This window comes from Ureibacillus sp. FSL E2-3493 (assembly GCF_038077515.1).
Taxonomy (GTDB): domain Bacteria; phylum Bacillota; class Bacilli; order Bacillales_A; family Planococcaceae; genus Ureibacillus; species Ureibacillus halotolerans.
Genome location: NZ_JBBOPK010000001.1, coordinates 619,756 through 645,544, shown reverse-complemented (window position 1 = coordinate 645,544; position 25,789 = coordinate 619,756). Strand labels below are relative to the sequence as shown.

Below are 25,789 nucleotides of genomic sequence, written 5' to 3'. Positions count from 1 at the left end.
TCTAAACAAAGTCTAACAAAATTAGGAGATTGCGTGTTTATTTTTTCTGAATTTTATCTGTACCCCAACAAATATTTTAGAGCCAATTTAAAAAGAAGAAAAAGGAAAAAGTTTCTATACCGATTCCCTGCCAAAATAAAAAAGAACCTAACAAAAGTTAGGCTCTTTCATTAAAAAATTATTGAACTTTTTCTAAAAATTGAATGACTGGTTTAATGAGTTCCGTTGCTGTTTTTTCTACTTCCCGATGATTTTCTACAATCGAAACCGTTAAGTAACTTGAATCATTCGCATCAAAGGCAAATATTAAGCTATTTTCTACTCCACGTTCTCCTTGCGAACCTTTTAACTCTGCTGTACCAGTTTTAGCAGCAAGATTACCTACACCTTTTAGACTATTTGCCGTCCCTTCAGAAGATGTAACGACTTTCATAAGCATTGGTTTAATTGTATCTACGGTTTCTTTTGCAAAAACTTCCTTCGTTTTACTTTCAGCATCTACTAATAGCTTCGGATAAGTTAATACGCCATCATTAGCAAAAACGGAATAGTTTGCTGCCATTTGAATAGGAGACATTAATAATTGACCTTGTCCATAAGCAGTATCCGCAAGTAAAATTTCGGAACCAAACGACTTTTCGTTGGAAATTTGAGCAGGTTCCATTGTTAACGGAAGGTCATAATTTTCACCAAAAGTAAGCTTATTTAACCCTTCACGGAACGTGTCTTCTCCCATTTCCAATACTTCTTGGGCAAAGTAAATATTATCTGATTTCACAAGTGCTGTTTCTAAATTGACTACATCTGTTTCCGTCACACGGGAAATTTTATAGTTCCCCCATGAGTCATCTTTTTGCCATTGCAAACCAGATATTTCGCGAGTTTTATCAACAGTAGTAACACCAGCCTCTAACCCAATAGAAGCAGTAATTGGTTTAAAGGTTGAACCAGGTGCATAACGTGTTGAAAAACGGCTAATAAACGGTTTATTTTCATCATTGTTGTACACATCGTATTGATCTTGCGTAATACCTACGACAAATAAATTCGGATCAAAAGAAGGTTTACTAACAAGGGCTAATAAGTTACCGGATTTCGGCTCCATTACAACTGTAGAACCGGCCGCGTTTTCCAACGAATCAAAAGCTACTTGTTGCACTTGTGCATCAACAGTTACTTGAATGTCTTGTCCATCCTTTTTTTCCACTTGTTGAATCGTTGCGCGTTTTTCACCATTTGCTGTTTCAATATAAATTTCTCCACCGTTTTCTCCACGGAGTTCATCGTTAAATGTTAGCTCGAGACCGCTTCTTCCGATAATATCACCCGATTGTAATGTCGGGTCCTTTTCAATATCTTCCGCAGTTACTTCACCAACATAGCCCGTTAATTGGGCTGCAGCATCCGCTAGTGGATATGCACGGGTTTGTACTTCTTGATATGATACGCCATCAATAACTGTCGCTTCCGTTCCATAGGCTAATGTTTTGAGTGGAACAAAATAGTCCGGCTGTACCCAACTTTGGGATAACTGTTCTTCGATAAATTCAGCCGATATGCCTAACTGTTTCGCAATATTAGCAATTTTAGAAGTCCTTGCTTGTCCTTCGCCTAAATTTTGAGGTACAACTCCAGCCTGATAAGTTGTTGTATTAAAGGCAAGAGGTTTTCCATTGCGGTCAATAATACTTCCTCGTTGGGCTTCATCCACTGTGTAGCGAATTTTATCGTCTGAAAGCATGCCAGGGAAAATTAATTCTGCAGTCCAGTCAATTTTATAAGTATCCCCATCTTCAACCAGCTTTGTTTTATAAGGAATCGATGAAATAGTACCTAGGACAGTATCAAAAGTAGCAGTATAACTTAATGTATGATCTTCTGATATTTCATAATCAATCTTCATATTGGAAACACCAATACCACCATAAATAGCATCATATTTCTCAACAACGGTTTCCTTTGTATAACCTGCAGCTTTAAGAGAATCGGATGTCACAAGACTCGGTATTTTATCAAAGGATTGTTTCTCAATGGCTGAAACCCAAGCCTTTGCCGCATCCTTTAATCGTTCTTCCTTTTTGGCCGATTGCCATTGGGAATAACCAAAGACGGAACCACCTGCTAGTAAAACAACAAGTACAATAGATAATATGACAATCCATTTTTTATTTTTCATATAATCCCCCCTACAATTACTTCTATAGTATATTTCTACATATTTTAAAAAGCTTTTGAACGAATCTATTACCACCTTACCATATTACCGAAATTTATAAAATTCAATATAAATTGGAAATCAAAAAATATGGTCAATAGAATGTATAAAACCCCCCAAAGCTCGAAAGCCCCGAGAGGTCTGCTATAGCTTATGTAAAATCTTAAAATTGTTGCATAAATGAAAGTTAAGAATTTGTAAATGTTAAATTTACTCCTCTACTACTCCACTATACAGACCAGGACGGCGATCGTCATAAACAGGAATGCGACTACGAACTTCATCTACTTTTGAAAAATCTACATCAATAATAGCAAGTTCTTCATCCTCTGCCCCTGTCCATAATACTTCTCCCCACGGTTCGATGATCATCGATTGTCCGTTATAATTTTCAACTTTATGGGAGATACGATTTACTGCAACGACAAAACATTGGTTTTCAATTGCTCTCGCCTGTAATAGTGTTTTCCAATGATCAATACGAGGGGTTGGCCATTGGGCAGAAACAAATAACACTTTTGCCCCCGCTAATGCATGGGCACGCAACCATTCAGGGAATCGAATATCATAGCAAATGACACCACCAGCTTCTAATTCTCCTAAACTAAAAAGATTCATTTCATTACCTGATTCTAAATATTTTTCTTCATTCATCAATCTAAATAAATGGGCTTTATTATATTCGCTCACAAGCTCGCCATTATGGTTATAAACATACATCGTATTATAAAACTTACCGTCACGCTCTGTTGCTACTGAACCACCAACAATATGCATGCCTAGTTCCGTTGATAAGCTTTGTAAAAACGCCTTTGTACGAATACCTTCGTGATCAGCTATTTCACCTAATTTTTCTAATGCATAACCTGTATTCCACATTTCAGGTAAAATAACAATTTCCGCACCTTTACTTGCTGCTTCGCGAATAAATTTTTCAGCACGTTCGAAATTTTCATCTACTTTTCCAAATCTAACATTTAGCTGAATACATCCGATTTTCATTGCGATAACCCCCTAGACATTTTTACTTAAAAGTACTATTATTCCTACATATCTAATAGTAATTATATTCTGAATTTGATACAAAGTATAGCGATTATACTATGTAGTTAGTTTAAGAAAAAGAATAAAATGGGAAGAAGAGGAATGAATAATGAAATTATCTAATAAACTGCAAAAACTCCCTACTCAATTTTTTGCATCCCTTGTACAAAAGGTTAATGCAGCGATTGCAGAAGGTCGAGATGTTATCAATTTAGGACAGGGAAATCCAGACCGCCCAACACCACCACATATTGTGAGTGCACTGCAATTGGCAGCAGAAGACCCTCAAACCCATAAGTACTCGCCTTTCCAAGGAATTCAACAATTAAAGGAAGCAGCTGCCAATTTTTATAAACGGGAATACGGTGTCGATATCGATCCAAACCGTGAAGTTGCCATACTAGGTGGTTCTAAAATTGGCTTAGTTGAGTTGCCGATCGCTGTTCTAAATCCTGGAGATTATATGCTTCTTCCTGATCCGGGTTATCCCGATTATTTATCAGGAGTTGTCCTTGGTGATGTCCATTACGATACGCTTCCGCTGACCGAGGATAACGACTTTTTACCAGATTATGAATCATTATCTGATGAAATAAAACAAAGAGCAAAATTAATGTATTTAAATTATCCAAATAATCCAACTGGCGCCACTGCCACTCTTGAGTTTTTCCAACAAACGGTTGACTTTGCAAAGCAAAATGATGTAGCCGTTGTTCACGATTTTGCTTACGGTGCCCTTGGATTTGATGGTGAACGTCCTCCGAGTTTCCTCCAAATAGAAGGAGCTAAAGAAGTTGGAGTTGAACTTTACACGCTATCTAAAACGTACAATATGGCCGGTTGGCGGGTTGGATTTGCAGTAGGTAACGCAGATATTATTGCCGCTTTAAACTTAATTCAAGATCATCTATTCTGTAGCATCTTCCCTGCTATTCAACATGCCGCAATTGCCGCTCTAAACGAAGATCAGCATTGTGTAGAAGAACAACTTGCCATTTACGAAAGAAGACGTAATGTTTTCATTGAAGAAGCCCATCGCATTGGTTGGGACGTAGTGGCGCCAAAAGGTTCATTTTTTGCATGGTTAAAAGTTCCTGAAGGCTATACGAGTGAACAATTTGCCGATCTTTTACTTGAAAAAGCAAACGTAGCAGTTGCGGCTGGTAACGGCTTCGGTGAGTATGGAGAAGGTTACATTCGAGTCGGCTTATTAGTAGATGAAAGTCGGTTAAAAGAAGCGATAAGTCGTATCGAAGCGTTAGGTTTATTTAAAGGCGAACCGATTTCAATAACGAAATCAAATTGAACTTAAAATAATAAAAAAGAAAAGGTTAAAGCGTTTATTCAAACGCCTTAACCTTTTTTATCTATTAGCGATTAACCATCCACTCTGGTTTACTAAAACCTTGGAAGTCTTTATCAATTACTTCTTCATATTCAACTGATTCAATAATTTCAACTAAATCTTTTGCTAACTGACTATCTTTATTTTCTGCTTTAATAGCAACAACATTACGATACTTTTCATTCATATCTTCTAAAAATACCGCATTCATTAAATCTAATCCTGCAGCTAGGGCAAAGTTACCAGGTACACCGGCTACGTCCGCATTTTCAATTTGACGCGGAAGGGAACCTGCCTCTACTGGTTGGAACACTAAGTTTTTATCATTTTTTACGATATCTTTTTCTGAAGCCGTTAACTCGTCAATATTGGGATCAATTTCAATAAGTCCCTGAGCCTGTAATGTTAAAAGGGTACGAGCAGCGTTAGATGGGTCGTTTGCAATCGCAACTGTTGCCCCGTCTTCAATTTCCTCCACAGATTTATACTTTTCGGAGAAGAAGCCCATTGGTGCTGTAGGTACTGAAATTAATGCTTCTAAATCCATATCATTTTGCTGTTCAAAAGTTTCTAAGTAAATGGAATGTTGGAAAAGATTCGCATCAATATCCCCATTGTTTAAAGCATTATTTGGTTGAACATAATCACTAAATTCAACTAGTTCCACTTTGTAACCTTTTTCCTCTAATTGGGGAATAATTGCTTTTGTTAACATGTCACTATAAGGACCTGCCGTAGCCCCCAATTTAATCTCTTTGCTTTCTCCACCTTCGTTCGATGAAGTCCCTTCATCGTTTCCACCACATGCCGCAAGTATTATCGCTAATGCAAGGGTTAAAAATGTTAATAAATACTTTTTCACATCTATCTCTCCTTATCGTTTATCGATTGATTTTGCAATCTGTTCGCCAATTAATTGAATGAGTTGTACGAAAATAATTAAAATGACCACAGTTGAAATCATAATTGTATCGTCATAACGGTAATAGCCGAACCGAATCGCTAAATCACCGATACCACCTCCACCAATTGTTCCTGCCATCGCAGAGTAAGCAACTAAACTAATAACGGTTAAAGTAATCCCGCGAATAATCGTTGATTTCGCCTCTGGAATAAGGACATCTGTTATAATCATCCACGGTGTAGCTCCCACTGCGATTGTTGCTTCAATTACCCCTTTATCGATATCTCTTAATGACGATTCAACTAAACGGGCAAAATAAGGAATCGCTGCTACCGAAAGGGATACACTTGCCGCAACAGGGCCAATTGTACTTCCTACTAGTAATTTCGTTAATGGAAATAACGCAACGAGTAAAATAATAAAAGGTATCGACCTAATAATATTCACTGCAAATCCGAAAATACTTTTGACAAATCGATTTTCCCAAAATAACCCTTTATCTGTAACAAACAACAATACACCAAGGGGTAATCCAATGATGAGGGAAATTGAAAGGGAGATTCCTATCATAATTAGCGTTTCAGTAAAGGCTTTCCAAATATCTGGCAACATACTAATAAAATACGGAAAATCAAACATGTTCAATCACCTCCACTAGCGCGCCTCGTTGTTCCATATAATGCTTGGCCTCATTAACAGCGGCTGTTTCACCTTGTAATTCCATGATAAAAATCCCAAGTGGACGTTCTTGAATATATTCAATCGTGCCATGTAAAAAGTTCCCTTTCACATCAAAACGTTGCATCGTATCTGAAATAACACCTTCTCCTGCGACATCACCTTTAAACAAAATTTTTATCACTTGTCCATTTACTTCTTTTAAGATTTCATTTGGAATCTCAAAAGATACGACACTATTAATAAATTCCTTCGTTAAAGGCTCCTTTGGTTCTGCGAAGATATCATACACTTCCCCTTCTTCAATAACCCGACCATCCTGCATAATCGCCATTCGATTACAAATTTCCTTAACAACATCCATTTCGTGAGTAATTAATACAATCGTAATGCCCAATCGTTGATTAATTTCTTTTAACAACTTTAATATGGAAAGGGTCGTTTTCGGATCCAGTGCAGAAGTTGCTTCATCGCAAAGTAAAATGGAGGGATTGTTGGCAAGGGCACGAGCAATTCCAACTCGTTGCTTCTGACCACCACTAAGTTGCCCAGGATATACATCTCGTTTGTCCGTTAACCCTACCATTTCTAGTAATTCCGTAACTTTTGTCGGGATTTTATTTTTAGGAGTCTTTGCTGCACGTAAAGCAAATGCAATGTTCTCTCCAACGGTCTTTTGACTAATTAAATAAAAATGTTGGAAAATCATCCCAATTTTCAATCGGGCAATCCGCAATTTACTACCGGGCAGTTTTGTTAAATCGATACCATCTACAAGTATCTTCCCACTAGTCGGTCTTTCTAAAAGATTGACACAGCGAAGCAATGAACTTTTCCCTGCACCTGAATAACCAACGATACCAAAAATATCGCCTTTATTAATCGTTAGAGAGACGTTATCTACACCGACTATTTGTTTCTTTTTAGATTCATATATTTTCGTAATATTTTGAAACTCTAGCATGCACTTCTCCTCACTGGTTAGCATTTAGTTAATACCAACTAAATTTCTATATTTTATCAAAATACATTGAAATCTCTGTATTGTCAATAAATACAGAGAAATTGTTTTATAAGGAACAAAATAGAAAGGGGGCTGGGCCGTCCAGCAACTTTTACTTTTGGACGTCCCCACTTTAAATGTTATTAACCCCCATATGATTTAAGTTGAAAACCATTTACTCTCTCATAAAAATAATCCCTTTGTCCGCTTATCAAACTCTTCTAAATCGATTGCTTGATCTATTATTTCCCGTACCTTTCTCTCTTCCTGAGCATATAAATTGGCATTAACTGTCGCATCAGAAATAGCCGATTTATATTTTGCAACAATCTTTTGTATATTGTTTTCCTCAACCTCTGTTGGATGGCAATGCTGAGCAATGTCTAAGATTTCATCGCCAGCTCGGCTTTCATCTGGGAAGTAAACATGTGGTTCAGTGCTGTCAAAAATACAAAACTTTAGCTCTGGTAAAATCACCATATCTACTGAATTTGAATCAAGACCACACCATACCATTTGCACATCATATCCTCTTGAAGCAGCTTCGTCGGCAAGTTTTTTCATCATCGATGACTTTCCAGTGCCTGGGTAACCTTTTATAAACAGCCTTCTTTCAAGATTTTGCGTTATGCTTTGAACCGTATCTCGTGCCCCTTCAGGTGTTAATGTTCCAAGGAGACGGTGAGTTGTTTTTGCCATTTTAGCTTGTTTTTCGTCCCCAAAAAGAACGTTTTTTAGTTCATCAAATTGTTTATCTAGCCCTTGCCAGTTCATATATCTTCTCGTTTCTACTTCCCAATCATCATGAATTTTAATCGCATTAGCTAAAGCAGAAAAGCATTTTTGATAATAATTTGTTTTTGTTTCATATAATTGCTCAAGTTGCTCACCATGTAAAATAAGCTTCTGCTCATCTAGACAATCATATAATGAAATGACTTTATCTCTTTTTCCTAATACTATAGGTTCAACAGATGGGTTGGTAGCTTGGAGGTAAAGAATGTTGTATGGTTTTTTTACAAATATTGCCTCGAGGGTATTTTCAAAAAGCAGATCAAGGAAGTATTCAACGTCTACTCCTTTGTTACTGTAATGATTTGCAAGTTTTTCAAGCAGATCAGATATTTTAAAACTGTGGGCTCCTTTTAGAAGATATACTGTGTTTGCTTCCGTACTCATTAATTCTTTATATAAATGTTTCATGCCTTGCCCAGTCATTGCTTGCCCGAAAAAGTATGTTATTGTCCCAGTCAAAACTTCATCCTTCCATCGATTTGTTAACCTTATTTTTATGTCGATAGCCTAAAAAAGGTACCTAGTTTTCGTTCACTAGGTACCTCAATCTTTAGATTACTCCCAATTCGCGGCCTACTTTTTCATAAATTGCAAGTGCGTTATCAAGCATTTCTTTCGTGTGAGCTGCTGTTGGCATATTGCGCACACGTCCTGTTCCTTTTGGTACTGTAGGGAAGACAATCGCCTTTGCGTAAACCCCTTCTTCTACAAGACGCTTTGAAAATTGTTGCGTTAATTTTTCATCTCCAATAATACATGGAGTGATCGGTGTTTCTGACGCACCGATGTTAAATCCTAGCTTTTTCAAGCCTGCTTTTAGGTAGTCGCCATTTTCCCAAAGTTTGTCGTGCAATTCGGTTGAATCCATAATCATTTGCAATGCACGCGTAATTGCTGCTACATCGCCAGGTGTTACAGCTGTTGAAAATAGGAATGGACGGGAACGAACTTTTAACCAATCAATTAATTTTTTCTTCCCTGCCACATAACCACCTACTACCCCAATCGCTTTCGAAAGAGTACCGATTTGGAAGTCGATTTCTTTTTCCAGTCCAAAATGTTTTACAGTTCCTTTTCCTTTACCTGTTACACCTGAACCATGAGCATCATCTACATAAGTAATTAAGTCGAACTCTTTTGCAATTTCAACGATTTCTGGAAGTTTAGCAATGTCGCCATCCATCGAAAATACACCATCTGTAATGACCATAATTTTATTATACAAACCGGATTCTTTCGCTTCTTTTGCCTTTGCACGAAGGTCATCCATGTCCGAATGATTATAAGCAATAATTTTTGCCTTTGAAAGCCTACAACCATCAATAATGGATGCATGGTTTAATTGATCAGAAAGAATCGCATCATTTTTATCCATTACCGCTGAAATAGCGGCCATATTACAGTTAAATCCGGATTGGTACGATATGGCACTTTCTGTTCCTTTAAATTCAGCAAGCTTTTCTTCTAAAAGTACATGAAGGTCCATCGTACCATTGATTGTACGAACAGCTCCTGCTCCTACACCATATTTATCAATAGCTTTCTTTGCTACTTGTTTTAATTCTTCATTTGTTGCTAAGCCTAAATAGTTGTTTGAAGATAAGTTAATTAATTGTTTCCCATTTACTTGAATCATTGGGCCATTAGCGCCTTCAACGGCATCAATTTCGTTATATAGCCCTTGGTCTCGTAAAGCTTCTAAATTTTCATTCAGAAATGCATCTAAAATTTTAGACATGAATTTCATCCCCTTTTACTTCAGTTAGTTAGATTTTAGCATATTCAAAGGATTTTTCTACATGAGGGATTGATTTTAGTCACCCTCCCTTTAGTGTAACTGTATCTGTTCAAAGATTCCATTCAATATCAAAAAAACTCGCAAAAGCTACGATTCTTTTGCGAGTTTATCTGTTTTCCGACTAGGGAAAACGTTGTCAGTAAGTGATTCATTTAATTTAGTATGGAGCATGTTTCGGAAAAAAGGGAGCGCCGACTGCACAATATACCCTGTAAAAAAAGCAATAATAATTGTACCTAATCCGATAGGGCCACCTAACAACCAGCCGATACAAGCAATTAATGCTTCCATCAATAATCGAGCACTTCCGATAGATAAAGAAAACTTTTCAGAAATAATGATCATCAATGTATCCCTTGGTCCAGCCCCAAGATTAGGAGAAATATAGAGTGCACAACCTATCCCTAAAACGATGACACCTAACAAGAAATATATATAATCAACTATTAATCCAGTTGAATTTGGTAAAATCCAATTAAAAAAGTCAATAAAAGTTCCACATAGTAACATATTGATAATAGTTGCTAGTTTAGGCCACTCTTTTAAATAAAGGGAAGTTAATCCAACAATTACAATTCCCGTTAAAATAGACCACGATCCAACAGTTAACCCGAAATGATGAAATAATGCTACATGTAATACATCCCATGAGCTTACCCCAACTGCTTTTCCTTTAATAATCATGGAGACACCAAGGGACATCACCATGAGCCCAATGAAGAAGAACAGCCATTTCCACTTTAATTCTCTTCCCAATTTTAAGCCTTCTTTCTATTAATAAACAACTATGATACTGTCAATTTCGCAACGCGTGCATTTGTTACGCTGATTAAATGTTGAGGATGTAATTTAATCTGCATACCAATTTTCCCCGCGCTGACTACGATATACTCAAGATGATTGACAGACTCATCTATAAATGTTGGAAATAACTTTTTCATGCCAATAGGTGAACATCCACCGCGAACATAACCAGTTGTTGTTAACAAATCCTTCACAAGAAGCATTTCCAATTTCTTTACACCAGCAACTTTCGCGCATCCTTTTAAATTAAGTTCTTCCGATACAGGAATGACAAATACAAAAAACTTCCCACTTCCCGCTGTCGTAACTAATGTTTTAAACACATGGGAAACTGGAAGTCCAACTTTCTTTGCCACACTCACACCATCGATATGATCGTCTACATCATATTCAATTAAGTTATAGGAGATTTTTTGTTGATCCAATAAACGAACAGCGTTAGTTTTGACTAGTTTTCCTTTCGCCATTTACATCACCGCTCCTATACATAGTTAAAAACCTACACCTACTATATCAAATTTGTCAATACTCGTTTATAACTTTTGTAAAGAAAATAAAAAATGCCCATAAAACCTACGGACATAAAAAAATCATTAGTTTACTTTTAGAAAGGGTATGGTCCTTCTTGTTGGTGAGTGGTAAATATACAGTTTCCCCCTTGCAAATCAACTAACGGGGACATACGGTTGAAGAAATTAAAGGTTTATTGGAATTCGATTCAGATTCACATCACGGCTTCGCTTACCGTCGGATTCAAAGCTACATTTCGTTAATTTTTATTTAGGGTTAGATTAGAATATCTACCCTCTTTTATTGCAATCACCCCTTCATAAAAAAAGCTTCCATACCTTTAATTTTGGTTATGGAAGCTATTTTAGTGGAACTATATAATATGATGATTGTCTTCAATAATTGTTTCAGCAATGTTCACCGCGTGATCACCGACACGCTCTAAATTACTCACAATATCGGCGTAAATAATGCCTGCTGAAGCGGAACATTCGCCTCGATTTAATCGATGGATATGGCGTTTACGTAACACCCGTTCTAATTCATCGATACGATCTTCTTTACTTATTACTTCTCTTGCAAATTCTTTACTTTGTTTATCTAAAGCTAATACCGATAAACTTACCGTATCTAATACGAGCTCAAACATTTCTTTTAACTCTTGATTTGCATCATCACTAAACTTCACACGATTCATTTCTCTAGTTTGAATAAGTTCCACAATGTTTTCAAAATGATCCCCTACTCGCTCAATATCCCGAATATTTTCAAGTAATGAATGGTGTACCTTCGAGTCATGTTCAGAAAGGGATTCTTTAGATAACTCTACGAGATAATCAGTCGTAATTCGATCTAAATTATTAATAGCATCTTCTAGTTGAACCGTCATTCCAACATGCTTCGTATCACTTGTAAACAAGAAATCCATTGATTCTTGAAGACCTTTTACAGCAAATTCACCCATTCGTACAACCTCTTCCTTTGCTTGTCCTAAAGCAATGGATGGAGATTGTTCAATTAATGATTTATCTAAATGTTTAGGTGCATACTCAACTGTCTTGTCCTCACCAGGAACAAGTTTTGTCACAATATAAGCAAGAGCACCTACAAACGGAAGTTGAATAATTGTATTGATTACGTTAAAAGTACCATGGGCAAAGGCAATTTGCATTTTATCTTCAAGGTTGAGAACTCCTGAAATCCATTCAACATAATTTATAAATAGCGGTAAAATTAATAGGAATATCACTGTACCAATTAAATTAAAAAGGACATGGGAAGCTGCAGCACGACGAGCAACGACTGAGGCGCCTAAAGCAGCTAATACCGCGGTAATCGTTGTCCCTATGTTATCCCCAAACAACACTGGAAGTGCACCTTGTAAAGGAATCAACCCTTCTGCATATAATCCTTGTAAAATACCTACTGTTGCCGATGAAGATTGAACAACGACTGTAAACAAAGTCCCAGCGAGTACACCTAAAATTGGATGATCACTAAAACTTACTGTTAAATCAATAAAGGCATCCCAATCACGCAATGGTTTCATACCATCGCCCATCATTTCTAAACCAATGAAAAGTCCTGCAAACCCAAATAAAATTTGTCCGATATTTTGAATCATGTTCTTTTTAAAGAAGAATAATAGTACAGCACCAAGTGCCATGATTGGGTAAGAATACGCCCCTACATCAAAACCAATTATAAAGGCTGTTACAGTCGTACCAATGTTGGCCCCCATTATAACCCCAATGGCTTGGCGTAGCGTCATAAATCCAGCACTAACTAGCCCAACGGTAATAACCGTTGTTCCTGAACTTGATTGAATTAATACTGTTACAACTATTCCGACTAAAACACCCATTAATGGATTTGTCGTAAATCTATCTAATATTTCACGAAGACGATCCCCCGCTGCCTTTTGGAGACCGTCCCCCATATACTTTATTGCAAATAAGAATAAACCTAGCCCACCTAAAAATTGGAAAATCATCGTCTGCCAATCCATCTTTTTGTTCCACCCTTTCAATCTTGTCGACACTATTATTCATTATTCTCACATGAGATGTAAACGTTATTACAAAACTGCAATATAAAATTTACATTAGCTTTACAATTCATTCGTTTTTTTGACACCTACACAATATTTAACTTTTATAATTAATAGTTTATTGAAATTTTCGAACAATTAATTTAACAATAGGTTGATGAACTTCCACATTTTCTTCCGTCCGCTTTATCAACTGAAAGTATATTAAACCTATGCTATATTTAAACTTATGGAATGTAGAAAGGATGTTTGTCATGGCAAAAAGCTTAGTGCTAGCTGAAAAACCATCTGTAGCGCGCGACATAGCTCGAGTTTTAAAATGTAATAAAAAAGGAAACGGTTATTTAGAAGGGGAAAAATATATTGTAACTTGGGCATTAGGTCATTTAGTCACTCTTGCTGACCCTGAAAGTTATGACCTGAAATATAAAACGTGGAATTTAGAAGATTTACCAATGTTACCAGAACGGTTAAAACTAACAGTTATTAAGCAATCTGGTAAACAATTTAACGCCGTCAAATCCCAATTGTTACGTGGTGACGTAACGGAAATTATTATTGCCACCGACGCAGGTCGTGAAGGTGAACTTGTTGCCCGATGGATTATTGACAAAGCAAAAGTTCGAAAACCTATTAAACGTTTATGGATTTCATCAGTAACAGATAAAGCAATTCAAGAAGGTTTTAGAAACTTAAAACCTGGGAAAGCCTACGAAAACTTATATGCTTCTGCCGTCGCTCGTTCCGAAGCAGATTGGTATATCGGGTTAAATGCAACAAGAGCTTTAACTACTCGTTTTAACGCCCAATTAAATTGTGGTCGAGTTCAAACACCGACCGTTGCGATTATTGCGAAAAGAGAAGAGGAAATTAAAAACTTCAAACCACAAACTTATTATGGAATTGAAGCACAGACAACAGAAAACTTAAAATTAACATGGCAAGATGCCCAAGGAAATACCCGAAGTTTTAATAAAGAAAAAATGGATGCTATTGTTAAGAAACTAGGTAAACAAAATGCTATCGTTACGAGCATTGATCGAAAAGCAAAAAAGACATTTGCACCTGGCCTTTATGACTTAACAGAACTTCAACGGGATGCCAATAAAATATTTGGTTATTCCGCAAAAGAAACATTAAATATTATGCAAAAATTGTATGAGCAGCATAAAGTTTTAACATATCCTCGTACAGACTCTCGTTATCTTTCCAGCGATATTGTAGCAACATTGCCCGAGAGACTGAAAGCTTGTGGTATTGGTGAATATCGTCAACTGACAAATAAAGTATTATCCAAACCAATTAAAGCGAACAAATCCTTTGTTGATGATAGTAAAGTAAGCGATCACCATGCCATCATTCCAACAGAAGGATATGTGAATTTCTCTAATTTTAATGATAAAGAACGTAAAATATACGATTTAGTTGTAAAACGTTTCTTAGCTGTCCTATTCCCTGCTTTTGAATATGAACAATTAACCTTAAGCGCTAAAATTGGGGATGAAACTTTCATTGCCCGGGGAAAAACAATTTTATCGAGCGGTTGGAAAGAAGTTTATGAAAACCGGTTCGATGATGAAGAAACAGCAGATGAAGTGAAAGAGCAAATTTTGCCACGAATAGAAAAAGGGCAAACTTTAACGACTCAATTAATTGCTCAAACTTCAGGTCAAACAAAACCGCCTGCTCGATTCACTGAAGCAACACTACTGTCCGCTATGGAAAACCCTGTGAAATATATGGACACTCAAAACAAACAATTAGCTGAAACGTTAAAATCTACAGGTGGATTAGGGACCGTTGCAACTCGAGCAGACATCATCGATAAATTATTTAATTCTTTCTTAATCGAAAAACGTGGCGGTAAAGAGATTTATATCACATCCAAAGGTCGCCAGCTTTTAGATTTAGTACCAGAAGATTTGAAGTCCCCTACTTTAACAGCTGAATGGGAACAAAAATTGGACAAAATCGCCCACGGTAAATTGAAAAAAGAAGTCTTCATTTCTGAAATGAAAAATTATACAAAAGAAATTGTTTCAGTAATTAAATCAAGCGATAAAAAATATAAACATGATAACATTTCCACAAAGTCTTGTCCTGATTGTGGAAAACCGATGTTAGAAGTAAACGGCAAAAAAGGAAAAATGCTCGTTTGCCAAGATCGGGAATGCGGCCATCGCAAAAACGTATCCCGTGTGACCAATGCTCGTTGTCCTCAATGTAAGAAAAAGTTAGAGTTACGCGGTGAAGGAGATGGCCAAATATTCGTATGTAAATGTGGCTATCGTGAAAAATTATCGACTTTTGAAGCAAGACGTAAAAAAGAAGGCGGAGGAAAAGTGGATAAACGAAGTGTACAAAAGTACTTGAAACAGCAAGAAAAAGAGGCAGAACCTTTAAATAATCCTTTTGCAGATTTATTAAAAGGAATAAAAATTGATTAAGTCTAATGATTTAAGCACCTTAATTATTGAATACTTTCAATAATTAAGGTGCTTTATTTAAATCAAATGAATTATTTTATCTTCACTAAAATTTCTTCAAATTCTTTTTGATCCATTTCTTTAAATAATCTTCCGACTTTACCACTCAGTGAAGAAATAAATTCATTCGTTGGAGGCATGTTACATGTAAAAATTGGGCTTTTAAGGAGTTAAATTGCTTACAAGATTGCTTAATAACCATTAATTTAAATGGTCAGGTAACAGGGTAAATCTTCTATATTCCACGTTTTTAGATCGTAACTTTCTGGATCTACCAGGATATCCTAGTGACCAACAATATATCGATTTCCATATAAATAGTCGTAACCTTTATTATTGTATTTTAGTACATCTAAATACCGTGAGCTACCGAAGGTTTCTCAGCTAATACCAGGCTTTTCGCCATAACTTTTAGAACATATGAATAGGAATTTTCATTTCTTTGTTGTAATAATAGAAATTCGTTTTAATTTAATTTCACGCTTTAATTGTTTATTTTGATATTTCTTTAAACTCTTAAAGAAGGTAACCTATCTTGCATAAAAAGTTAACCATTATTTTATTACTATATTTTTTATTAATATTAACTACAACACAATATCTCAACAGTGTTTCTAATACATATATAATTTATTAGAAGTTAAATAAAGAGGAGATTGCCTACAACTCATTAATTGTATATATTTGTATAAAGAGTATATATAAACCAATTATACTCTGTAAAATATAATATAAAAAGGAGTGTTATAATGTGCAACAATTATTAAAAAGAATGATTTGGTTTACACTAATACTTTTGATTTTAAATGCAGTTCTAGTACCACTTAGTACAGTTGCTCAAGCCTTAGATGCAGAATCAGATAAAATAATTTTAGAAAATGAAAAATCCGAAAATTCAAGCTCATTGTCATCAGATGACCTTAATATTTTCCCATCGACTATAATAAAAGAGACTGAAAATGAAAAAATATACAGACTTTCTATCGGTCATGAAGAATATGAATATCATGAAAAGTATTCTATAGAAAATAATATAAAACTAATAAAAACAACTAGCTACTTAGTAAATACTGAAGGCGAAAAAGAATTTATAGATTACTTCGAAAGACAAGAAGAATTAGAACTACACTCTCCTATTACTTTAGAAGATAACTTTGTACCCGATGAAGCAATTAGAAAAGATGAATACCAAATAATGTGTGGCCCACCTTGTGGATATATTGCAGTAATAGCAGTAAGAGCGTTGGTAAGTGGAACATACCGTTATTATTTGAAGAGAACTGCAACCTCAGCTACCCTGGCAACAGTTACTTCACAACCCGTTAGCAGAGTAGCACCTGTAATCGCAAATTACTCTCCTCGTGTCTTTTCTGCTGGTGGTAGGTCTTATAAAATTACCAAACAAGATATGCAGCACTTCCTTCAAAGACATCATATGAATTACTGGAATGCTGGAATAAGAGCTCCACAAAATGGACAAACGTTTTTTGTAAAAAATATGAGTACTAGGACACTTGATCACATTGCAAGTCAAGCAGTTCAAAGAAATGCAACTGCTATTAGCGCTGCAAGAAGTAAAGGTTGGAGTTTCACAAATCAAATAACTTACACTTATAATGGTATAACATATAGAGTAGGTGTAGATTTAGTTAATAATAGAGTTACTCAATTGTATCCATTAACTACCTATATTGCTCCTTAAATGAAGCGGAGGGTTAATTCTATGAAAGTAGAAACATTTATATTAGTCCCAAATATTGAAGTGAAAGTTCCATTAACACCTAAAGATTTTGAAAAGAAGTTTATAAACATTGAGGATAAAGATAGGTATCAGGAAATTGAACGCATTATTAAAAATAGCAAAGATGAGTATTATTACGGTTTTATTAGAATTCTTCATAATGATTTGATCATCTTTGGTGAGGAGTTTTTAGACTACCTTCCGATTTATTGGATGGTTTTTACAGACATAATCCATACTTATTTAATGGAGGAATTTGTCGAGACTATTCTACCAGGTTATGAAATAAAACTATCTTTCAAAAAAATGAATAATGATGTAATAAATATTAAATTAGGGGACGAGATGTTTAAATTGCCAAATAATGAGTTCCTAATCAACTTATTAAAGGGAGGGAAAATTTTCTTCTATAATCATATGAAAATAACTGGTAGTAACACATATAGCAATATTATAATGAAAATAAATTCTATGTTAAACTTATTACTGGGGAAATAAGAAAATTTAGGGTCTATAATACAACTTTTTATAAAGATTTTCTAACAATAAAAAATAGAAGAACATATAAATAACGCGTTGGCAGAAGCTTTAAAAGGACTAAAATTAGATTAACTATATATGAAAACCATACTTACATGGTACTGACCATCATTTTTGAGACAATAAGAAAACACCCTACTTTACAGTTAGTTGACGGTATTTAACCGGCGATTGGCTGTTTAGTTTCGTTTGAATACGGATATTGTTATAATATTTTATATAGTTTTCGACGATTTGGATCACATGCGCATTCGTTGTGCGATTGATTCCGTCGAGATAGAACGTTTCAGACTTTAGCGAGGAGTGAAACGTTTCAATTGGAGAATTATCAGCGGGCGTGCCTTTACGAGACATGCTCATGGTAATTCTTTTTTCTTTTACTGCCTTTTGATAGTCATAGGACGTATATACAGAACCTTGATCGCTATGCAGGATACAGCCTTCAGGTAATTCTGGTAGCTGATTTAATGTATCTAAAACAAACTCTGTATCTTGAGTAAATCCGATTGTACGCGCTACAATCTCGCCATTAAAGACATCTAGAATACTTGAAAGATACATCATTGATTGACCAAAAGGCAAGTAGGTAATATCTGTTACTAACTTTTCAAATGGTGCTTCCGCTGTAAATTCACGATTTAATAAATTCGGTGCGACGTATGCTGGTTGTCCAGTGCGTTTACGTTTCTTCACTTTTACTCGACACTGCCAACCATATTTTTGCATTACTTTTTGTACTGTATTTTCACTTATCGGTTCTCCATAAATGCTTGTGATTTTTCGGTATCCGTATCGATATTTATGAAGTTTACACAACTCACCAATTCTCTTATCCCGAATGTCTTTCTTTGTTTCAACGTTATTATTCTTTTTCCAACGATAATAAGATGATCTACCTACCCCCAAGTGGTCACAGATTTCGCCAATTGTCATGACTTCTTTTAGTTCTTCTACCAATTGCACAACTATTCTTGGTACCACTTCCTTTCCCATTCTGCGTACTTTTTTAAAACTTCAATTTGTTGCTTTAAATAACGGTTCTCAGCCTTTAATTTAGCTGTTTCATTTTCATATTCTGGTCCTTTACCATAGGTATATTGCTTTCCAACTGGCTGTTCAAGGCGATGAAGTTCTCCATTTCGATACCACTTCATCCACGTTTTTAGTTGTGTATAATTTCGAATATTCAATTCTTCTAAAACTTGATTAACAGGTATTCCTGCTAATCTCATTTCGATTGCTTTCATTTTAATTTCTACTGGATAACTAACTCTTGTTCCCATAGAAAAAACACCTCCACGTTGGATTTATAGGTTTAATACCCGTTTTTCAACGAAAGGTGTTTTTATTTGTCTCATTTTTTTAGGTCAGTGCGCATCTTTTTTACGCTGTAAGTATGGCTTTTTATCATTTAATAATATTCCATTACTCGAAAAATAATGGGACAATATTAAAATATTCTTATTTCTCTTCTTTACTCGAAATCTTTTTATTAATCCCCCGGAACATTTGAGTATACATCGTTCCTTGAACAACATGTTCTAAGAAAAAATCACCAATTAACTTTAAATACTCATCATCATCGTACATTTTACGATTTTGAATTTCCATTTCCCCTAACCCCTCGTATGTTGCAAGTAGTGCATACTTATAATCTTGACCAGTAATAGGAATGAACACTTCAACAGTATGATCATAATGTTCATTTCGGTATTTTTTAATGTTTTGTAAGTTTTCGATGGCCTCTTTAAATTTTCCTTGGTTAATTTCAAAGGTCTGATATACATAAACGGGCATTAGTTCTACTCCTTAAAAATATTTAGATTGTGAAGATTTAATAATCTGTCCTATTACGTTCAAAGAATGAATAGGATGGTAAAAACCATCTATCTGTTACTAAAGGAGTTATAAAATGAGTATATTTTTTGTATACGTTTTTCTAGGGATGTCACTTGCTGCCCCTATCGGTCCCGTAAACGCAGCACAATTAACGAAAGGTATATATGGTGGCTTTGGACATGCATGGCTAGTCGGATTAGGTGCAATGTTAGCTGATGCTATCTATATGCTTATTGTTTATTTAGGGGTGTTTCATTTTCTTGAAACACCATTTATGCAAACATTATTATGGTCATTTGGTTGTTTTGTTCTTATTTATACAGGCGTTGATAGTATTGTGAATGCTGGAAAAGAAGTAAAAATGAAAAACGTAAAGGGAAATTCATTAAAAAAATCATTTTTTACGGTTTTTTATTATCCATCACGAATCCATTATCTATGCTGTTCTGGCTAGGTATTTTTGGTTCTGTTCTTGCAAAAACCGTTTCAACTTACGATATAGACCATATTATTTTATATAGCTTAGCTATTTTTGTCGGATTATTCATCTGGGATATTACGATGGCTTTTATTGCTAGTAGCTTCAGAAAAATTTTAACAACAAAATTATTAGGTGCTATTTCAATCATATCAGGACTATCACTCATTGGATTTGGCGTGTATTTTGGTGTACAAGCCTTTAAATTACTATTTCTCTCATGACAAAGTTAAACCCCTCGAGGTAATTCGTTTTTTTTCTTCTTCCCTTTTCGCATAAATAGTATGACAATCAAGACCAATGCAACGAAGAGTATACTCACGAAAAAACCCATGCGATTCGTTTTATCAAAAATAGTGCCGCTTACTGCAAGTAATATTAGTAACATCGCTGAAATTCGCTTTATATGGTCAAAGGTTGTTGCTTTGATTAGTTTAGGGAATGATACAAGAATAAAAAACCAATTATAAATGAGCATTAATCCAGCTGCTGTTGTAATATACTCATATACTTTGTCTGGTACGAGTCTAGAAATAACAATCGAAATGACTAAAATGGAAATCGTTAATGCTAATGCGAAAGGTGGCACTTTAAGTTTCCCTTTTTTTGAAAAAAGTTTCGGTGCATCTCCTTCTTCAGCCATCGTAACAAGCATACTAGTGACCGCAAATAAAGAAGCAGCCATTGTAGAAAAACCTGCAATAATAATTCCTGCATTAAATACATGAGGGAAAAAATTTAAATTGTAATCCGCTAGAGCAATAACAAAGGGACTTTCTTCGGCATTAAACTGATCAAATGCAACTAAAGTTGAAGCCAAAACTATAGAAATTATATAAATGGACAATAACATGATTAACATGACTGTCGTCGATTTGATTACTTCTTTCTTTTGTTCGAGCCTTACTGATAAAATACCCATGATTTCAATACCACCAAAAGCATAAAAACCAAAAATTAAGGATGACCATAAACCAGTTAATCCATTGGCAAATAATTCATCTGGAGTGTTCGGAACATTAAAGTCACGAATACTACCACCGAAAAATCCAAAAAGCAAAAGGGTAGCAAGTATAATGAACATAAAAATAGCGGCGACTTTCATGACTGCAAATAAGTTTTCTGCTCTCTCAAAACCTTTTGTTCCGATTAATACGACGATAATTCCTAGGGCAGCATAAATCGAAGCCAAAATCCATAACGGAATGTTCGGAAACCAGAAGCGAGTTAAAATCGAAAGGGCTGTCAATTGACTACCGGAAATAAGCATTTCTGAAAACCAATATACCCATCCACTACTGAATCCAGCCCAACGTCCAAAAGCCTTTTTAGCATATGATCGAAACGAACCTTTTTGCGGATCCTGAACAAACATTTTTCCAAGTAACTCCGAAACAATCATTGCTGTTAGCCCAGCGAGTATAAATGAAATCACAATGGAAGGGCCAGTTTTTGATATACCAATACCTGATCCGAGAAAATAACCTGTTCCAATTGTACAACCAACGCCAATTAAGGAAAGTTGCCACCATTTCAGCTTACCTTCACTATTTTTTTCATTTTTTCCTCCTACACGTGCTGGTATTTCCACCAAAACTACCTCCCCTGAATTCCTATTTATTATTGGCGTCGGAATAAAGTTTATTCATAAAAATAAAATCACAAAATAGAAGATAGAAAACACTATTTTAAATAACGCAGTTTCCTTATTGAAAGTTGGAATTTTATTTTAAAAAACCCCGAATAAGGACACTGTACGTAAGTGTTCCCTATTCGGGGTTTATAAGTTCATCACTTAGGTTTTCCCTTAGCGATTTTCACGGTTGTTTTTATTTTGATCAAGATCACGGTTTAAGTTTAAATCCTCTGCAAACTCTTCACGATTGTTTGCATCTTGGTTGCGATTGAAATTTAAATCTTCAGCAAACTCTTCACGGTTATTTTCGTTTTGATTACGGCTAAAATTTAAATCTTCTGCGAATTCTTCACGGTTGTTTTGGTCTTGTCGACGGTTGTTATTTTTATCCACTATTTTTTCACCTCCATCCGTACTATTTTGAGTATTATCAATCTTTTTATACATAAAAAGAATATAGGACTCTCACCTTTCCGTCGTTCTCAAAAATAAAAAGCACCCTTAATTAAGAGTGCATGAAACAGTCGTTAACATTTCAATCTATCCAAGGTAGATACCCAAGATTAGGTTACAAATAAAAATTTAGTAACATGGCTTCCTACTAACTATGTTAAATTTTATTACTTCTTCTTTCTAAAAAGACAACGTCCCTCCAAACCCCATTTAACTTCCCGATTTTTTCACGTATTCCAACAACTCGAAAACCTGCTTTTTCGTGTAAATGAAGGCTGGCCTTATTTTCGGGGAAGATTGATGTTTGCAATGTCCAATAACCTAATTTTTCACTTTCTTCTATTAGTTTATTTAGCAACATTGTACCTATTCCTTTTCCTTTCGCAGTTGGTGCTATATAAATACTGTCCTCACCAATCCCGGCGTAGCAGGAACGATTTGATACTTGACTTAAACTAACCCAACCTAAGCATTCGTTACCTTCTACCGCAACAAATCGACATGTTGGGTGATGGGTGCTATCCCATTTTTCATAACTAGGTGCAGTTACCTCAAAGGTTGCATTTCCCGTTGCAATTCCTGCTAAATAAATGTTCTTTACATCTTCCCAATCCTCTTTCACCATCGTTCTAATTTCAACAGCCATTTTCATTCCTCCTTTTTTTTAAATAACTCAACTCTAAAGCATCTGAGTTGAGTTATCCTTAAAAAATCTATTTTTTGACTCACTTTATGTCATAGTTCTTTTTACTTCTGAAAATTCCTGAACTGCTTTTACAAAGTTAGAATAAGTGTAGGTTCCAAAAGAATAGATATTCCCTTTAAAAAATGGTCCAACATATAATCTTCCGCCTGATTTAATGAACAATTATGGGCATTCATCACAAGGTTTATATAAGCCAAGAAATACTCTTTTGGCAAGTTACCACCGTGATTAACAGTCATTTTTATTCCCCCTTAGTTACAGCAACAATTTGAAGTATCAGAAACTAAGTTAATACTACAAACTCCCGTTTCAGGCAATTCAAGCTCTACCCTTTTCGAAGCCTCTATGTCCCCCGAAAGATAAGAAACAATAGAACGGATTTGTTCATAACCTGTCGCCATTAAAAATGTAGGGGCACGTCCGTAACTTTTCATCCCAACTATATAAAAATTTTTTTCAGGTTGTCTTAATATTTCTTCACCATGCGGCCGTACTGTACCACAACTATGAAGGTTTGGATCTATTAATGGGGATAATGCCTCTACACTTTCAGTTGCTGCATCTACACTTAATCTAATTTCCCGTAGGAAGGAGAAGTCTGGACGGCTACCTGTGTTCGTAATAATTTCATCGATTCCGGATAACGTGAATTCATTCCCTTCATATTCTCCGATTAAATCAATACCATTTTCATTTGAATTTAATTGGCGGATTGTAAAAGGTGTTAACACTTTAACAAAACCCCCATCAACTAATTGGTGAATACGACTACCTAGTTCCCCTCTTCCTTTAAGTGCATCTTTTTCTTCTCCTCCGTATGCATCCTCTACTCTTTTCTTTCTCATAATCCAGGAAATTTCCACATTATCTCCAAGTAGAGAAAGCTCTAGAATTGTATTAATTGCGGAATGACCACCACCAACAACTGCCACCCTTTTTCCTTCGTATCTTTCTCTATGGCTTCCTTTAATATCAGGAATGCCATAATATATTTGTTCATTCAGTTTTCGCTCTTCCGATGTCCAAATATTATCTGCATTAACTGGGTTAGGTTGTGACCATGTTCCCGTTGCATCAATTACAGCCCTCGCTTCAATTCTTTTAGTAATCCCTTGCTGTTCGACATAGATCATAAAGGATGATTCTTCCCGTGCTAGATTTTTCATTTTATCTAGCCCCTTTTTGCTAATCGACACAACTTTTGAATGTAAGTGAAGATTTTTTTCAATTGCTGGAAGTTTTGCTAATGGTTCTAAATAATTTTCTACTAACTCCTTACCAATTGGAAGAACATCTTTAGGGGGCTCATTCCACCCACTATTCTTTAACAATTTTTTTGCAACTTTATCAATGTTATATTGCCAAGGGGAAAATAGGCGTACATGACCCCATTCCAATACATGATGACCAACTCCTGAACCCGCCTCTAGCAGTATAAAGTTTTGGCCACGATCCACTAAATGAGCAGCAGCTGCCAAACCAATCGGACCAGCACCGATAATAGCTATAGGTAATTGATCCATACGATCGTTTGAGTGTTTATCCGTTTCCGAATGAACGTATTGACTTGGTGAACTACAGCAATTCGTTATAATGCCTAAGTCTCTTTCATTTTTCATCATTAAACCTCCTAATTATTTTACTTGTATTTTGCAAGTATTAATTAAATATAAAAGCAAGATTTCTCTTGCTTAATATAATGGTTTACAGCAAACTGTGGATTTTGACATCGCTTCATTTAATAATTTTAGCGAACGTATAACAGTCTCTCTTTCAAATTCATTCATATGTGAAAATACTTCGTCTAAATAAGCATTCATTGATTGGTCAATACTTGTTGCAACGAATTTCCCTTGCACAGTTAAACTCAAAATGGATACTCGTTTATCTTGTGATGAAGGAGTTTTTTTAACTAGTTCCATATTTACTAATGTTTGGATTTGTCTACTAAATGTCGTAATATCCATTGCTAACGATTCGGCAATTTGCTGCATAGATGGTTCAACATGTTTGTCAATTTCATAAAGGATATGACTTTGAACGATTGATATATCAAAGTTGCCTACAGAACAGCAATTTTTATCCAATAAACCGAATCTTCTCGTTAGTAAATGGAAAATATCACGTTTGTTTTCCATCATCTCACCTCTTAATTTATTTATACACTAATTATTTGCAAAATACAACTATTTTTCTGAATTTTTTTATTCCATTTTAGTTTTATGTAAAACCATCTACGTATCTTGCTAATATTCGTCTAACCAATGAATAGCTTCCAAATTAAAAAAAGCTACCATAATGGTAGCTTCTTAAAACGGAAATAATCCTTCATTATTCACCTGTTTCTTTGAACTTTCTTATTCTTGCTCCAATATCATCTCGAACCCGCTCGAACACTTTCCACTTTTCCTCTTCCGTACCTTGTGCTTTCGCTGGATCATCAAAGCCCCAATGTTCACGTTTTACAGATGGTGGTGTAACAGGACATTTATCTGCTGCATCACCACATAAAGTAACTACTAAATCAGCATTATTTAATGTTTCCAAATCGATAATATCGGATGTTTGGTTTGAAATATCAATTCCAATTTCTTTCATTGCTTTAATTGCATTTGGATTTACTCCATGAGCTTCAATCCCAGCACTTTTTACTTCCCATTCATCTGATGATAAAATTTGTTTTGCCCATCCTTCAGCCATTTGACTTCGACATGAGTTTCCCGTACATAAGAAATAGAGTGTTTTTTTTGCCACAGTGATTCTC

At 35.4% G+C, this 25,789-nt stretch carries 23 protein-coding genes and 1 pseudogene; 5 read left to right on the top strand and 19 right to left on the bottom strand.

The annotated features are described in order from the left end of the window. Nucleotides 1–178 precede the first annotated feature (178 nt). Both pbp4 and MHH69_RS03520 read right to left on the bottom strand, forming a co-directional pair. On the bottom strand, nucleotides 179–2,176 hold the full coding sequence (gene pbp4 / locus MHH69_RS03525) for a penicillin-binding protein PBP4(5) (protein ID WP_122972455.1): 1,998 nt from the start codon (nucleotides 2,174–2,176) through the stop codon (nucleotides 179–181). A 249-nt stretch (nucleotides 2,177–2,425) separates the two neighbouring features. Then, nucleotides 2,426–3,217, bottom strand: coding sequence for a carbon-nitrogen family hydrolase (locus tag MHH69_RS03520; protein ID WP_122972456.1), 792 nt, complete (start codon nucleotides 3,215–3,217; stop codon nucleotides 2,426–2,428). 151 nt (nucleotides 3,218–3,368) lie between these two features. On the opposite strand from MHH69_RS03520, the gene MHH69_RS03515 reads away from it, so the two are divergent. Further along, the gene (locus tag MHH69_RS03515; protein WP_158599706.1) at nucleotides 3,369–4,565 is read left to right on the top strand and encodes a pyridoxal phosphate-dependent aminotransferase; all 1,197 of its coding nucleotides are present in this window, start codon (nucleotides 3,369–3,371) and stop codon (nucleotides 4,563–4,565) included. Between the two features lie 64 nt (nucleotides 4,566–4,629). Here the strand turns inward: MHH69_RS03515 and MHH69_RS03510 are convergent, their stop codons facing one another. The 8 genes from MHH69_RS03510 to MHH69_RS03475 all read right to left on the bottom strand — a co-directional run bounded on the left by MHH69_RS03510 (nucleotide 4,630) and on the right by MHH69_RS03475 (nucleotide 13,104). Beyond that, a complete protein-coding gene (locus tag MHH69_RS03510) occupies nucleotides 4,630–5,466 on the bottom strand; it encodes a MetQ/NlpA family ABC transporter substrate-binding protein (protein ID WP_341361756.1) in 837 nt (278 codons plus the stop codon). A gap of 12 nt (nucleotides 5,467–5,478) precedes the next feature. Next, on the bottom strand, nucleotides 5,479–6,147 hold the full coding sequence (locus tag MHH69_RS03505) for a methionine ABC transporter permease (protein WP_191706119.1): 669 nt from the start codon (nucleotides 6,145–6,147) through the stop codon (nucleotides 5,479–5,481). Continuing rightward, complete coding sequence (locus tag MHH69_RS03500; protein WP_341361755.1) at nucleotides 6,140–7,150, bottom strand: methionine ABC transporter ATP-binding protein; 1,011 nt, start codon at nucleotides 7,148–7,150, stop codon at nucleotides 6,140–6,142. Before MHH69_RS03500 ends, MHH69_RS03505 begins: the two co-directional genes overlap by 8 nt. 222 nt (nucleotides 7,151–7,372) lie before the next feature. Beyond that, entirely contained in the window at nucleotides 7,373–8,443 is a 1,071-nt protein-coding gene (locus tag MHH69_RS03495; RefSeq protein ID WP_341361754.1) for a nucleotide kinase, read from the bottom strand. Nucleotides 8,444–8,534: 91 nt separating this feature from the next. Beyond that, nucleotides 8,535–9,722, bottom strand: coding sequence for a glycine C-acetyltransferase (locus MHH69_RS03490; RefSeq protein WP_341361753.1), 1,188 nt, complete (start codon nucleotides 9,720–9,722; stop codon nucleotides 8,535–8,537). 147 nt (nucleotides 9,723–9,869) lie between these two features. Beyond that, nucleotides 9,870–10,538 carry a YczE/YyaS/YitT family protein gene (locus MHH69_RS03485; RefSeq protein WP_341361752.1) on the bottom strand — a complete coding sequence of 223 codons (669 nt, stop codon included), beginning with the start codon at nucleotides 10,536–10,538 and terminating at the stop codon, nucleotides 9,870–9,872. A gap of 29 nt (nucleotides 10,539–10,567) precedes the next feature. After that, nucleotides 10,568–11,053 (bottom strand): Cys-tRNA(Pro) deacylase, encoded by a 486-nt coding sequence (gene ybaK, locus MHH69_RS03480; protein ID WP_341361751.1) that lies wholly within the window; start codon nucleotides 11,051–11,053, stop codon nucleotides 10,568–10,570. A 416-nt stretch (nucleotides 11,054–11,469) separates the two neighbouring features. Further along, the gene (locus MHH69_RS03475; RefSeq protein ID WP_445954559.1) at nucleotides 11,470–13,104 is read right to left on the bottom strand and encodes a Na/Pi cotransporter family protein; all 1,635 of its coding nucleotides are present in this window, start codon (nucleotides 13,102–13,104) and stop codon (nucleotides 11,470–11,472) included. A gap of 296 nt (nucleotides 13,105–13,400) precedes the next feature. Between MHH69_RS03475 and MHH69_RS03470 the strand changes: the two genes are divergently transcribed. The 3 genes from MHH69_RS03470 to MHH69_RS03460 all read left to right on the top strand — a co-directional run bounded on the left by MHH69_RS03470 (nucleotide 13,401) and on the right by MHH69_RS03460 (nucleotide 17,871). Then, nucleotides 13,401–15,593, top strand: a complete 2,193-nt coding sequence (locus MHH69_RS03470; protein ID WP_122970656.1) for a DNA topoisomerase III — start codon at nucleotides 13,401–13,403, stop codon at nucleotides 15,591–15,593. Nucleotides 15,594–16,383: 790 nt separating this feature from the next. Next, nucleotides 16,384–17,334 (top strand): hypothetical protein, encoded by a 951-nt coding sequence (locus MHH69_RS03465; RefSeq protein ID WP_341361750.1) that lies wholly within the window; start codon nucleotides 16,384–16,386, stop codon nucleotides 17,332–17,334. 21 nt (nucleotides 17,335–17,355) lie between these two features. Continuing rightward, nucleotides 17,356–17,871, top strand: a complete 516-nt coding sequence (locus MHH69_RS03460) for a hypothetical protein (RefSeq protein ID WP_122970658.1) — start codon at nucleotides 17,356–17,358, stop codon at nucleotides 17,869–17,871. A gap of 177 nt (nucleotides 17,872–18,048) precedes the next feature. Here the strand turns inward: MHH69_RS03460 and MHH69_RS03455 are convergent. Both MHH69_RS03455 and MHH69_RS03450 read right to left on the bottom strand, forming a co-directional pair. Then, nucleotides 18,049–19,196 (bottom strand): IS3 family transposase gene (locus MHH69_RS03455; protein WP_341361749.1). Its coding sequence is split into 2 segments (ribosomal slippage): nucleotides 18,049–18,923 and nucleotides 18,923–19,196, totalling 1,149 coding nucleotides; the frame shifts between segments, so codons are not numbered across the junction. Between the two features lie 178 nt (nucleotides 19,197–19,374). Then, nucleotides 19,375–19,710 carry a hypothetical protein gene (locus MHH69_RS03450; RefSeq protein WP_122970659.1) on the bottom strand — a complete coding sequence of 112 codons (336 nt, stop codon included), beginning with the start codon at nucleotides 19,708–19,710 and terminating at the stop codon, nucleotides 19,375–19,377. 115 nt (nucleotides 19,711–19,825) lie between these two features. Here MHH69_RS03450 and MHH69_RS03445 point away from each other — a divergent pair. Next, a pseudogene (locus MHH69_RS03445) lies at nucleotides 19,826–20,454 on the top strand (LysE family transporter). A 5-nt stretch (nucleotides 20,455–20,459) separates the two neighbouring features. On the opposite strand, the gene MHH69_RS03440 reads toward MHH69_RS03445, so the two are convergent. The 7 genes from MHH69_RS03440 to arsC all read right to left on the bottom strand — a co-directional run bounded on the left by MHH69_RS03440 (nucleotide 20,460) and on the right by arsC (nucleotide 25,779). Continuing rightward, nucleotides 20,460–21,821 carry an amino acid permease gene (locus MHH69_RS03440; protein ID WP_445954558.1) on the bottom strand — a complete coding sequence of 454 codons (1,362 nt, stop codon included), beginning with the start codon at nucleotides 21,819–21,821 and terminating at the stop codon, nucleotides 20,460–20,462. A 216-nt stretch (nucleotides 21,822–22,037) separates the two neighbouring features. After that, a complete protein-coding gene (locus MHH69_RS03435; RefSeq protein WP_241559255.1) occupies nucleotides 22,038–22,259 on the bottom strand; it encodes a hypothetical protein in 222 nt (73 codons plus the stop codon). A 217-nt stretch (nucleotides 22,260–22,476) separates the two neighbouring features. Continuing rightward, on the bottom strand, nucleotides 22,477–22,965 hold the full coding sequence (locus MHH69_RS03430; protein ID WP_122970660.1) for a GNAT family N-acetyltransferase: 489 nt from the start codon (nucleotides 22,963–22,965) through the stop codon (nucleotides 22,477–22,479). 128 nt (nucleotides 22,966–23,093) lie between these two features. After that, nucleotides 23,094–23,264 (bottom strand): hypothetical protein, encoded by a 171-nt coding sequence (locus tag MHH69_RS03425; protein ID WP_341361748.1) that lies wholly within the window; start codon nucleotides 23,262–23,264, stop codon nucleotides 23,094–23,096. Between the two features lie 12 nt (nucleotides 23,265–23,276). Continuing rightward, nucleotides 23,277–24,644 (bottom strand): NAD(P)-binding domain-containing protein, encoded by a 1,368-nt coding sequence (locus MHH69_RS03420; protein ID WP_122970662.1) that lies wholly within the window; start codon nucleotides 24,642–24,644, stop codon nucleotides 23,277–23,279. Nucleotides 24,645–24,716: 72 nt separating this feature from the next. Then, the gene (locus MHH69_RS03415; protein WP_122970663.1) at nucleotides 24,717–25,163 is read right to left on the bottom strand and encodes a MarR family winged helix-turn-helix transcriptional regulator; all 447 of its coding nucleotides are present in this window, start codon (nucleotides 25,161–25,163) and stop codon (nucleotides 24,717–24,719) included. A 193-nt stretch (nucleotides 25,164–25,356) separates the two neighbouring features. Beyond that, nucleotides 25,357–25,779, bottom strand: coding sequence for an arsenate reductase (thioredoxin) (gene arsC / locus MHH69_RS03410; RefSeq protein WP_122970664.1), 423 nt, complete (start codon nucleotides 25,777–25,779; stop codon nucleotides 25,357–25,359). Nucleotides 25,780–25,789 lie beyond the last annotated feature (10 nt).

What these genes read in the sequence shown, in the direction of transcription:
- MHH69_RS03520 (WP_122972456.1), bottom strand. Translation starts at nt 3,217, where the DNA reads ATGAAAATCGGATGTATTCAGCTAAATGTTAGATTTGGAAAAGTAGAT.
- pbp4 (WP_122972455.1), bottom strand. Translation starts at nt 2,176, where the DNA reads ATGAAAAATAAAAAATGGATTGTCATATTATCTATTGTACTTGTTGTT.
- MHH69_RS03415 (WP_122970663.1), bottom strand. Translation starts at nt 25,163, where the DNA reads ATGGAAAACAAACGTGATATTTTCCATTTACTAACGAGAAGATTCGGT.
- MHH69_RS03460 (WP_122970658.1), top strand. Translation starts at nt 17,356, where the DNA reads ATGAAAGTAGAAACATTTATATTAGTCCCAAATATTGAAGTGAAAGTT.
- MHH69_RS03425 (WP_341361748.1), bottom strand. Translation starts at nt 23,264, where the DNA reads ATGACTGTTAATCACGGTGGTAACTTGCCAAAAGAGTATTTCTTGGCT.
- MHH69_RS03430 (WP_122970660.1), bottom strand. Translation starts at nt 22,965, where the DNA reads ATGGCTGTTGAAATTAGAACGATGGTGAAAGAGGATTGGGAAGATGTA.
- MHH69_RS03470 (WP_122970656.1), top strand. Translation starts at nt 13,401, where the DNA reads ATGGCAAAAAGCTTAGTGCTAGCTGAAAAACCATCTGTAGCGCGCGAC.
- MHH69_RS03505 (WP_191706119.1), bottom strand. Translation starts at nt 6,147, where the DNA reads ATGTTTGATTTTCCGTATTTTATTAGTATGTTGCCAGATATTTGGAAA.
- MHH69_RS03450 (WP_122970659.1), bottom strand. Translation starts at nt 19,710, where the DNA reads ATGCCCGTTTATGTATATCAGACCTTTGAAATTAACCAAGGAAAATTT.
- MHH69_RS03490 (WP_341361753.1), bottom strand. Translation starts at nt 9,722, where the DNA reads ATGTCTAAAATTTTAGATGCATTTCTGAATGAAAATTTAGAAGCTTTA.
- MHH69_RS03475 (WP_445954559.1), bottom strand. Translation starts at nt 13,104, where the DNA reads ATGGATTGGCAGACGATGATTTTCCAATTTTTAGGTGGGCTAGGTTTA.
- ybaK (WP_341361751.1), bottom strand. Translation starts at nt 11,053, where the DNA reads ATGGCGAAAGGAAAACTAGTCAAAACTAACGCTGTTCGTTTATTGGAT.
- MHH69_RS03515 (WP_158599706.1), top strand. Translation starts at nt 3,369, where the DNA reads ATGAAATTATCTAATAAACTGCAAAAACTCCCTACTCAATTTTTTGCA.
- MHH69_RS03420 (WP_122970662.1), bottom strand. Translation starts at nt 24,644, where the DNA reads ATGAAAAATGAAAGAGACTTAGGCATTATAACGAATTGCTGTAGTTCA.
- MHH69_RS03500 (WP_341361755.1), bottom strand. Translation starts at nt 7,150, where the DNA reads ATGCTAGAGTTTCAAAATATTACGAAAATATATGAATCTAAAAAGAAA.